The organism is Pseudomonas sp. SDO55104_S430 (assembly GCF_054070595.1).
The window spans coordinates 1-11,100 of record NZ_JBSVXG010000194.1 but is presented as its reverse complement, the minus strand read 5'-3'; the positions used below and the strand labels follow the sequence as shown (position 1 = coordinate 11,100).

Below are 11,100 nucleotides of genomic sequence, written 5' to 3'. Positions count from 1 at the left end.
TACATGAGCGCCGCGTACCTCTGTAGGAGCGAGGCTTGCCCGCGAAGGGCCCGCACAGAGAACATCAATCTCTCAGGCCCGCCGCGCCTCGAGCATGTCGGTCGCACACAACGCTATCCGCCGACAGGCATCAGCCAGTTGCAGCTGACTCACCACCAACCCGATCCGAATATGCCCCGCCGCACTCGGCCCGAAGGCTTCGCCGGCCAGCACCGAAACCCCATAGCCCTCAAGCAGCCGCTCGGCAAAGTGCTGGGCGCTGAGGCCGGTCTGGCGCACGTCGACCATCACGAACATCCCGCCATCCGGCCGGATCGCGCGCAATCCCGGGCAATGGTTCAGGCTGTTGCACACCAGGTCCCGGCGCTGGCGATACTCCTCGCGCATGATCGCCACTTCCGGCAGTTGCTGGTCCAGCGCCAGCTGCGAAGCCTTCTGGATGAACTCGGGAATGCCGAACAGCATGCACATCGACAAATGATCCAGATGATCGGCCAGCCGCTTCGGCCCGATCACCCAGCCCACCCGCCAACCGCTCATGGCATGGGACTTGGACAGACTGTTGATGGTCGCCGTGCGCTCGGCCATGCCCGGCAGGCTGGCGGGGCTGATGTGTTTGCCCTCGTAAAGCAGATCGCTGTAGACCTCGTCACTGATCAACCACAGGTCATAACGCACACAGAGCGACGCCAGTTCCTGCCAGATCACCAGCGGCAGACTGGCCCCCGTCGGGTTGTTCGGGCTGTTGAGCAAAATGGCGCGGGTCTTGGGGGTGATCAGCGCCGCGACATCCAGCGGATCGACCCGGAAAGCGTTTTCCGGACGTACCGCCACCGGCACCACCTTCGCGCCGATCGCGCCAAACACCCCTTCATAGGTCACGTACATCGGCTCGGCGACGATCACCTCGTCGCCCGGATCGAGCAGACACTGCGCCACCGAATACACCGCACACTGCGCACCGGGAAACACCACCACATGTTCCGCCGACACCGCCTGCCCGCTGCGCAGCCGGTGACTGCGGGCAATGCTGTCGCGCAGGCCCTGGGTGCCGCGCACCGGCGGGTAATGGGTGTCGCCCGCCTCCAGGCTGTCGATGGCGGCGCGGACGATGGGCTGGGGTGTATCGAAGTCGGGATCGCCGATCGACAGCAGCAGCACATTGATGCCCTGCTCGCGCAGTTCCAGCGCTCGATCGTGTATCTGCCAGGCGGCCGCACCGTCACCGGCGATGCGTTGGGTCAAAGCTGAGTAGCGCATGTATTCTCCTGTCGCGCGGGCTCCATGATCACAACCCTATCTGAAATCTGTCATTGCGCCAGTACGGCCTTTCAATTCGACGGACGGCCAAATCGATGGACGCCCGATGGAATCGATGCACCTGACATTTCTATCAGTGGCCATCAATCGCTGCTGCCGTTAACGGCCGGTAAAAAAATCCGTCTTTTCAAAAAATTATCGGCGAAACGCAAGACTACGCCTCAGGAAGAAGAATCCTACGGCAAGCAGTATTTCCGCTGACAGCCATTTCCCATTTGCCTGATTACAGTTCGCCACCTGTAATTTGTGACAGGTTCCAAGGTTCGAGAATCGCGATATAAGGAAGCCGTCCCTCCAGCGCCGTACCGGCGACTGAAGGACGGTCGCGCGAACCACACCATCACGCAGTAGGAAGATTCCGTCGCGCCCACGCCATCAATGATGATGAATGGGAGATCCACTTATGTACCGCTCCATTGACGCATCAGTTCAATCATCGCCAACCCAGGTCAACTTCGAACTGCACGAAAGCCCGCCGCCGCCCAAGGCCATCACCCTGACCATCAGGGAGAAGGAAATCCTCAAGTGGGGCGTGGCCGGCAAGTCGTCCTGGGAAATCGCCAAGATCTGCGAATGCAGCGAGGCCGGGGTGAATTACCACTTTTGCAACATCCGCCGCAAATTCGGCGTGCGATCGCGCTGGGCCGCCATGGCCAAGGCGCTGGAACAGGGCTTGATTCAATCCCCTTGAGCCAGCCTCTCTTCAGCGATCAGCGCAGTATCGATCCCTGTTGAGACCCTGTATGACGCTGCAACGAACACCGCAATCCACACCTTCCCACCCCTCCCGCGCAGATGCCTGTGACGATACCTCCGTGTCGCACAGGGTCCGCCCGGGCAACCCTTTGCGCATCATCCTGGCGGACGATCACCCCGTGGTTCTCAAGGGCGTGGAGATGCTGCTGCGTGACACCGCTGCGAACTGTTCCATCGTCGCGCTGGCCAGCGATGCCGATGAGCTCATCGACCATATGACCCGCACACCCTGTGATCTGGTGGTCAGCGACTATTCGATGCCCTACGGACATTTCCCCGATGGTCTGGCGTTAATGGGTTACGTGAGGCGCCATTTCGCCCATGTTCCGTTGATCGTGATGACCATGCTGCGCAACCCTTCGCTGCTGCGGGCGCTGTTGAACAAGGGCGTTGGAGGTTTATTCGACAAGCGCAGCCCGTTGAACGACCTTAAACGCGCCGTGAATCGGGTGGCCAAGGGTCAGCCTTATCTGTGCCCGGGGTTTGCGCGGATGTTGAATAACCACGGGCTGAGCTCTGCAGTCCATGAAGCTGCTTTGGTGAGTTTGTCGGAGCGGGAACTGGAGGTGGTGAGGTTGTTCGTGCAGGGGATGTCGGGGCGGCAGATTGCGGCGCAGTTGAATCGGAGTGAAAAAACCATCAGCCGGCAGAAACGCACCGCCATGGACAAGTTGGGGCTTGGCCATGACGGTGGGTTGGTGGAGTTTGCTCGGGTTAGTGGATTGGGTGAATGAGAACAATTACTACGACTGACGTAACTCCGCTATTCGAGCTAGCCATTTCGCAATTTGATTTTCATCGACCATGTAATGGTGACGTTGATTTCTCATTTCTCTGATTTTCCCATCCAGTCTTTGTATCTCGGCTGAGTTGGGGTTAGGTGTAATTTCCAGTGTTTTGGGTCTGACTGCGGTAGGTGGTTTTGAAGGCTGTGTAGATTTCGAGGATGGACCAGGTTTCGGCCCAATTTCTGCCGGACGGACATCCTTGATCGGGCGCTCGACGCTCACGCTTTTTTGTTGTGCTTGCGGGGCGGCGTTTTGCACACCGGTGGCATTTCCGTCTCCACGGCTGGACATTGCAATCGGACGTTTTGTACTTGTATCTGGTTTGGTCCGGGCGGGAGCTGCCACTTCAGAACCCGCATTCACGTTACGTCCAGAACGTTGCATTGGTGGTCCCGAATACGCATACCAACCCGCCAAATCCGGATCATACTGCGAAAAGTCTTTTGTCGTCAGTCCCAGCTCCGGTGCACTCCGGGTGGCAAAATCCGGATCAATGACACGGACCAAACCACGGGCCAAGCCACGTACGTGGCCCGTCGAATCCTTAAACTTGACGGGATTACCTTCAACATACGCATACGGATTAATACCCCCCGCCCCAAACGGACTCCATCCCACCCCATCCGGGCTCTTGAACCGCATCACCAACGGATCAAACATCCGATACCCCTTCCCCAAAAAATACTGCCCGCTAAACGAATCCTTCAACTCCCCGTTAAACCCGATCCGACTCTCTCCCCCCGCATCGAACCCATACGCCGTATAAACCACATTCCCCCGCCCCTGCTCGCTGACCTCGGACAACACGCTGCTCTTGTCGTCCCCGGCCAGCATCAGGACTTTGGGCCATCACCGTCCTCGCGCTGGGCCAGCGGCTGTCCGTTACCATACATGAAGGTGGTGCGCTGATCGCCGTCGACCCTGTTCGCCGGTTCATCATTGCGATAGAAGACACGCTCGTTGACGCCATCACCATTGGCCCCGGTCAAGGCATCCTCGCCGTCATAGACATAGCCCCTGGACGCCCCGCCGCCCAGTTCACTGACCGTTTCCAACCGGTTCAGCGTGTCGTACGTCATCCTGAATTTGTAGTCCGCTTCCATGTTGCCGTTGTCGTCGTAGGTAGCCGTCATGTCGAACGCCTTGTAGGCGGCATTGGAGTTGCTGATCGCGCTCAACTGCGCCGGGTCTTCATTGACGTAGGTGTATTTGGCAGTGTTGCTCCCGCCCGGGAATCGGGTTCGGACTTCTTCGATGTTGTCGATGTCATCGAAGTAGAACTCCTGGGAATCTATGATGTTCCCCGCGTGATCGACCGGCGATAGCGGTCCGCTGCAGGTGTAGTACTCCAGTCGCCCGCGCATCTCGTACTCGTAGGTCTCGGCACGCAGGCTCGCCCCGGTGCCGTCGGCCTTCTCGTTCAACTGCCGGCTCACCACCTGATCAAGCTCGTTCCAGGCCTGGCTCAGGCGCTCTGCCGTGGCGCCGAAGTCGAACACCCGTGAGGTCTCGCGCCCATGGTCGTCGTAGCCGAGGCTGATGGTCAGGTTCTGTTGCCCGGCGGTGTCCTGGGTATGGATGCTTTCGGTAAGCCCCTGGAGGTTGTAGGTGAACTCACTTTTGACGTGCCCGGGTTTGCCGGCATCCCCGAGTTCGGTGGTCGCCAGTCGCCCACCGTCGTCGTACTCATACGTCTGAATCTGGCCGAGAACATCGGTGTAGCGCACCAGCCGCCCCATGCGACTGTGCAGATAGGCCATGTTGTAGCCATCTCGCGCCTCGGTGGCCACTTCACCGTTGCTGTTGTAGGTGCGCACCAGCGTCGTGCCCTGCTCCGAGGATTCAAGCAAGCGGGCGTTCAGCGGATCGTATTTGTAGGTGGCCGCGATGTCGTTCACCGCCGGCAGGCTGGAAATGGCGGTGCGGGTCTGGGGTTCCGCCGTCAGCACGTGATTGTAGGTGTAGCGGATCTGCGCACCGCTGGGCAGGGTCACCACGTCCGGCTCGCTGTCGCTGGTGTCGAAGGTGTAGGTGGTGACGCGACCACCGGTGACCGACTCGATCATCCGCTCCAGGCCATCGAAGGTCTGCGTGCCCAGTTTCCTGCCGTTGACACTGATCAGCTCAGGCAGATCGTTGCGGCTGTGCAGCGCATAGCTACGCGCCACTTTGGCCCGATCCGGCAAGGTGGTTTCGGTCATGCGATCGTAGACGTCGTACTTGTAGAGCGTCTCGAACCCGCCGGCGTTCTTCTCAGAGTGGGTGCGACCCACCCCGTCATATTTGTAGGTGTGCAGGCTGATGCGTTTGCCGGCGATATCGCGGCGTTCGACGCTCACCGGCTTCTCGAAACGGTTGCTGACGGTGATCGTTTTGCCCATGCCCTCGATCCATTCCTCACTCGTGAAGGTGATCGGGTCGTTGACGGTGTTGGTCTTCACCCCGTCGGGGCCGGTGATGCTGTCCTGCTGACCCCAGTTGTCATAGGTGAAGGTGCTGGTCAGCGGCAGGTCTTTTTTCTCCAGCCAGTCGTGCTCGGTTTCCGTGATCATCTGGCCGAGGGTGTTGTAGCTGGCCGCGTAAATCTTGCGGTATACCGCTGGCTGCCCGCCGGCATTGTCGACGTCCTGCTGTTCTTCCTCGATGGCCCGGTTCAACCCGTCGAACACCGATCGGGTCTTCACGCCCTTGACGTTTTCCACCACCTGGCTCGCAGGTTGTGACTCGGGGGTTTCACCCTGTCCTGCCGGATGAATCAGTCGATAGCTGTAGCTGCGAGTGGCGGCGAACTGCGGATCGCCCGGGGCCACGGTCTCGGTCAGCGCCCGGCCCAACTCGTCGTAGGTGGTGCGGATCTGCACGTTCTTGTCGGTGGTCAGCACCGGCAAGGCGTTGAACAGCGAGACTTCCTCGGTGATCTGTTTACTGACCGCATCAAAATCGGTGCTCACCGTCTGCACCGTGCGCAACACCTCGGCATCAGCCAGGGTGCGGTAGGTGGCGCCAACCTTGCTGTAGGCGAAATCGGTGAACGTGGTGCGCCCCCCGCGAGTGACCGCCGTGCGCTCGATCTGGCCGTGCAGCAGCGGGTTGCCAGGGTTGTCGATGTAGGCCGTGACCGTGCGTTCGAGCAGCGTTTCGCTCTGGCCGCTCACCTCCAGGAAGGACTCTTCTGCCGGCGCCACCCAGGCAGTGGTTGCGCTACTGATGGGGGATTTTTCGACGTATTTATAGCGCGTACGCAGCACAGGCGCGCCGGGCTCCAGATTCGGTATCCGCGCCGGGTCCGAGGCCGGGGTCACGGTTTTCTCTTTCATGTATTTGACGAAACCGTAGGGGTCAGGCGGGCAGTCCGCGCCCTCGCCTGCTGCCGGGTAATACGACGTGGTTTCGGTGATGCCATTGGCCTGCTGGCTCAAGGTCTGGTTGCCGTGGATGTCGTATTCACTCTTCTCGGTGTCGATGCGCCAGTTGCGAGGGTCGGCCGTGTCTTCCCAGCGGGTGTCGGTTTGTTTAGGCAACTGACATTGGCGAACCTGCTGGTCGAAGGACAGCTTGTCGTCCGCGTAATAGGTCGTGGTGGTGGCCTGGCGATAGGTGCCCTGGACCGTCTCCTCCTCCACCAGCAGATGGAAGCGGTTGAAGGTGCGGGTCACGGTGCGAACCACGGCGGCGCCGTTCATCAATTGCTCGATGGTCTGATAGGTGTAGGCGGCCAGCACCTTGTAGAGATTGTCCAGGCCGTCGTCGGTGAAGTTGATGGGCGCGCCATAACCCAGGAAGTTGCTGCCGTCGTTGCTGTAGGCGTACTTCATCACGATCGGCGGCTGACCGCCGCCCGGGTCCATGACATGGTCGGTCACCCGCGGCACCGCAAGATAGTCCACGCTGCCGGGAAACTCGTGGCCACCGTCGTTGTAGCCAATCCTTTCGTGACCACCGAACGGGTTCCACACTTCCTTCATGCAGCGCTGCTCACGCTCAAGGCCGTAGAGGAAACGCCAGCCAGCACGGTTTGAGGTGGGAAGCGTGATACGAGTCATCAGGTCGCTTTCCAGGTGCAACGCGAACTGCGCCAACGGCACGCCTTGTGTGGGTTTGAGGTTGATTTCCACGGTACCGGCCGTGAGATTACGTATCACCTGCACCAGCAGGCCCTGGCTGTCGCGCACCTCACTGAGCATCCGGCCCTGCCCGGCAGCCTGATAGCTCAGGGTCACCTTGTGCCCGGTCGCCGAATACATGACCACCGGGATCGCCTCCTGCGGCTGGGTACCGGTGCGCTTGAGGATTTCCACCGTCCCGTCGACGTACACAACCTTGTAGTCACCCTGTGGGTCGCCGCTCAGTTCATAGAGTTTGAAACTCTCGATCTTCTGCTCTTTCATCGTCATCCGGCCCGGCTCGGCAGGGTCGGTACCCGTCACCTTGAAGGATTCGCCGGTGTGCGTGGTGATGACCTGCGTGGCTGGCACATACTGGGTCTGCGCCAGGCGCCAGCCTTCGCCATAACCGTTATTGATCCAGCTCATAGGATTGAAATGAAGGCTCAGGGGCACCACGGGCCCGCGCAGATCGTTGACTTCCACTTCGTGCAACTTCAGCGACACGGTGTAGATGCCGGTGCGTTTGTCGACACCGGTGTCAACGAAACTTCTGAAGTTGAAGGCGTTGGAATGCACATTGGTTTTTTCGGCGGTGACAGTACTCATGTCGATGACCTCCAGGGAGGAAAATGAAATGAACAATGGAACGCAACGCGATCAGACTTTATTGAAGAGTTCCGGAAGCGGAGTAATGGTGAACCGATTGCGATTGCCGGCGCGGAAGGTAATTGCGAGTGCGTGTCGATGACCTTCGTTGTCAGTAAGAATCAACTTCAATGAAGTATTTACTCCGGCCTCCTTGCTTAAAGGATGCAGGTCCTTGTTACCCGGCACCCCTCGCCAGTCATCCTGCCGAACATTCGTGCGGCGAAACAGGCTTATCAACAGATGCCCTTCTGCCACGCCACCATGTACTTTATGATCCAGTGTTGGTTTCAGTAACGGGTTATTTTCAATGATGGAGTCGAACTGCATGAGTTCACGATCATCATTTTTTTTCGGGCTGTTGTATGCCAAACCGGTAAAAGAAAACATGCTTTCGTTTTCAAAAGGGCTTTCCCAGGCAACTATTGAAACAGGAGACCTCCCGCCCGGCGCAGGCTTCATGAACTCCATGAACATAAACGTCAAGGCACGGTTTTCCACGGTTGCATATAAACCAAAGTAATCCACCGTTTTGATATACAAGTCGAAATCCTCTTCGTTCTCCGTATCTCCCGTATCTCCCGTTCCCCCACCTGAAATCCTTCGGCGTTCGAATCTGAAATTGCTGGGGCTGGTTTTCGGTGATGGCACGGGGACAAATGTAATGCGTCCATCCTCATGCCCAGGCGTGACGTCCGAATCAAATTGCAAACCATAGGGGCTCATGACCGAGGCATAAAACTCGACCGGGTCCTTATCGCGAGTGACCAGATGACGCAGGAACCTGTTTGGCAGTTCGGCTGACGGACTGCTGTCGACATCATTCTGGAAATTACCGGGGAAAGGAAAGAAGCCGTTGGACGTGGTTGACTGAGCCCAAAGCAACTTTCTGGCAGGGTCGTATGGAATGCCATCCTGCAACGGGGCGACGTCAGCGACTGCTTGTCTGGAGTTCACATAATGCAGTTTCACCGTGGCTTCTTCGTCACCGGTCAGCGGACGCCCATTGGTTTGAATGACACATCGCAGAGTCGCCTGTTGGTAGCCGTTATCGTAAAGCTTCTCCGATCTCACCGATTCCAGCTTGAAATCGATGATTTTGTCCCAGGAGTCTTCCTGATTGAAGTTCTGGAGCTTGATGATGCTGTAGCCGGTTCGGAGTAGAAATCCGTCATTCAAGCGGATGTCGCACTTGACCACCACAAACTCATCTTCGCCGTTCGCCGGTGCCGTGTATTTGCCATCCACCACAGTGCCGCCGGCATTACCCAAAACTTCCCAATGACGTTCGAGTTCGTCCGGCGCGCCGGACTCTTCTGTCAACTGCACGGTGCCGGAGCGCGCGATATCGCTGACAAAAGGCGGATCGATGGTCATGGTGGATTTGAAGTTCGACAGCACCACATAACCCGCCACGGTTTCACCGGTCTGGTCGGACACCTCGATCGGCTGTACCGTGACATGCTCCGGCGGGTATTCCGCAGGCGGGGTGTAGCGCGCCGAATTGCCATTGGCGACCAGCGTGCCGTAAGCAGGCTGTTTCCAGGTCAGGGTACTGCTGCTGAGTGCCGTTGCCACAAAGTCGACCGACTCTCCACCCACGGGGCGTGGCACGCAGCCGGGAGAGATGGTCATGGGTCGAGAGCTGACCAACAGTAATGCCGAGACACGATGGTCCTGAGCCGGCCTCTCCCCCTCGGCAGGCTCGGTCCAGGTTGCCGTGACGATGTTGCGAACCGACTGCTGGCCGATCTGTGCCGCGGAAACCGGCGCATAGACCCCGGTTTTCGCATCGATCGTGCCCACGGAATTGATCGTATTGAGACTTCTGACCGTCCACTCCACGCCATTGAGCAACGCGCCGTTGCGATAGGCCTTGTACGTAATTGGGGCGCCGCCGGCCTTGACGCTATGGGTCGAGGGCTCAATGGTCACGGACGAAGTCGTTGGCTCGACGTTGCCGGCGATGTACATATCGTGAGGTGTATGTCGTGATTCCTCGACAAATACGTTTCTGCGTTTCGGAAACAGTACGCTGCGGATCAGTGCAAGTTTGTCGTCATCGGAGTACGGGATATACCGCTGGGCCAGCACCATGGCTGCAGAGTACCTGGGCACGCCATTGACCGAATCATTGGCAATCAGATAAGGGATACGCTCTTCGGACGGGATATCTCCACCCAGCTCATCGCCACGCAATTGCACCATCACAAGAACCGCACCATTTTTCGAATTCATTGCACCGGGCTGTTCCGCACCTGGCTCGCGCTGCGTCAAAATCATGAAATTGCTCGGGCTGAGTGAGCTGCCACCTTGCAGATTCAACGTACCCAGTTCCAGGATCCGACGTTCGAGGGGCAGTTTCTTGAAACTTTCCTTGAACAATTCGCCGACTTTCTTCTGGCTGGCGGCTGGCCCCGGCAAATCGCAGGAAAAGTCGATACCGTCGCCCAACTGCAGCGTAACGCGCCCCATCTGATCAACAATGCCGACCACCATTGAAAGGTCCAGCTTGATTTTCAGCGTGTGCCCCTGTTCTTCGTGGATGTCAAAGCTGTACAGCATGCCGGTATTTTGTTCGAAAACAGTGAATGAGCCGGCTAACAGAGCGATCGTCAGTAACACTGTGGAGTTTTGCAAAGTGGATGGCTCGAACGATATCTCCGGTTTGCCCAAGTGAACATTTTGCAAGACGCACCACTCGGAACCGGTAGGGGTCAAATCGACCTTGCCGCTAAATACCGGAAGGTAGTTATAACCGTCATAGGCTTCCAGCCATTGTTGCCGCAACACGTTGTTAAGGCGGACATGATCAAAGGCTACAATAGCGCCCCAGCGATTCATGATGTCGCCCTGCTTCATTGTTTCAAGAATACTTGCAAGTGAATTGCCGGCCATGATCGTTAACCTCGACATTTAAAGTATCGACGCGATTGGAGAGCCTTCTCGAACTTCACGCAGGCTCGATAACAGTGCTTATTTACTTGGCAGCATCAGTGGCCATTAAGCATCCGGCATACCATCCGGCCCAAGTTGTGGATCTTCTGGATCGGGTTTGGACGGCAGAGGCTCAAGTGGGAACGGTTGAATGCGGAATGCATCGCCCATGAAGTATCCCGCTGCAGAGAAAGTTGCCATGATAATTACAAACTGGTAGTGACTATCTGGATCTTGAGTATATAAACCGGTCTCATCAATCGTTCCTGCCCCGGTCTCGGGGAACAAACTCCAGGCAGCAGGCACCACATCGTTGTTGAAGGTCGCGGAATATTGCGCCTGCCCCGCGGGCAGCCCCTCAAAACTGGTGAACATCGACAGGCCTTGAATGCCATGCGTCACCACAACCGGGCTCGACTGAACGTGTTGTGCCGTACGTACAACGACCTGATCGATGGTAAATGAACGACCCTTCATCGTCGGATCTCTTTGTGGAGCGGTATAAACATTCTTCAAGTCCGAACCGCTCGGAGGAATGCTGCCATCAC

General features: G+C 57.9%; 8 protein-coding genes. 3 read left to right on the top strand and 5 right to left on the bottom strand.

The window, feature by feature from the left end; all coding sequences use genetic code 11:
• Positions 1-72: 72 nt before the first annotated feature.
• Positions 73-1,260: a pyridoxal phosphate-dependent aminotransferase gene (locus ACW9JE_RS24220; protein WP_224538594.1), complete on the bottom strand. Its 1,188-nt coding sequence runs from the start codon at positions 1,258-1,260 to the stop codon at positions 73-75.
• Positions 1,261-1,284: 24 nt separating this feature from the next.
• On the opposite strand from ACW9JE_RS24220, the gene ACW9JE_RS24215 reads away from it, so the two are divergent.
• From ACW9JE_RS24215 to ACW9JE_RS24205, 3 genes are all read left to right on the top strand, one after another.
• A complete protein-coding gene (locus ACW9JE_RS24215) occupies positions 1,285-1,521 on the top strand; it encodes a hypothetical protein (protein ID WP_224538592.1) in 237 nt (78 codons plus the stop codon).
• A gap of 202 nt (positions 1,522-1,723) precedes the next feature.
• Positions 1,724-2,011: a helix-turn-helix transcriptional regulator gene (locus ACW9JE_RS24210; RefSeq protein WP_457434172.1), complete on the top strand. Its 288-nt coding sequence runs from the start codon at positions 1,724-1,726 to the stop codon at positions 2,009-2,011.
• A 124-nt stretch (positions 2,012-2,135) separates the two neighbouring features.
• On the top strand, positions 2,136-2,810 hold the full coding sequence (locus tag ACW9JE_RS24205; RefSeq protein ID WP_224538589.1) for a response regulator: 675 nt from the start codon (positions 2,136-2,138) through the stop codon (positions 2,808-2,810).
• Positions 2,811-2,819: 9 nt separating this feature from the next.
• On the opposite strand, the gene ACW9JE_RS24200 is transcribed toward ACW9JE_RS24205, so the two are convergent.
• From ACW9JE_RS24200 to ACW9JE_RS24185, 4 genes are all read right to left on the bottom strand, one after another.
• Positions 2,820-3,668, bottom strand: coding sequence for an RHS repeat-associated core domain-containing protein (locus ACW9JE_RS24200; protein ID WP_224538588.1), 849 nt, complete (start codon positions 3,666-3,668; stop codon positions 2,820-2,822).
• Positions 3,669-3,697: 29 nt separating this feature from the next.
• On the bottom strand, positions 3,698-7,576 hold the full coding sequence (locus ACW9JE_RS24195) for a sugar-binding protein (RefSeq protein WP_457434171.1): 3,879 nt from the start codon (positions 7,574-7,576) through the stop codon (positions 3,698-3,700).
• 51 nt (positions 7,577-7,627) lie between these two features.
• Positions 7,628-10,513, bottom strand: coding sequence for a hypothetical protein (locus ACW9JE_RS24190; protein WP_457434170.1), 2,886 nt, complete (start codon positions 10,511-10,513; stop codon positions 7,628-7,630).
• Positions 10,514-10,618: 105 nt separating this feature from the next.
• A partial coding sequence (locus ACW9JE_RS24185; protein ID WP_457434169.1) for a hypothetical protein occupies positions 10,619-11,100 on the bottom strand: 482 nt, incomplete at its 5' end.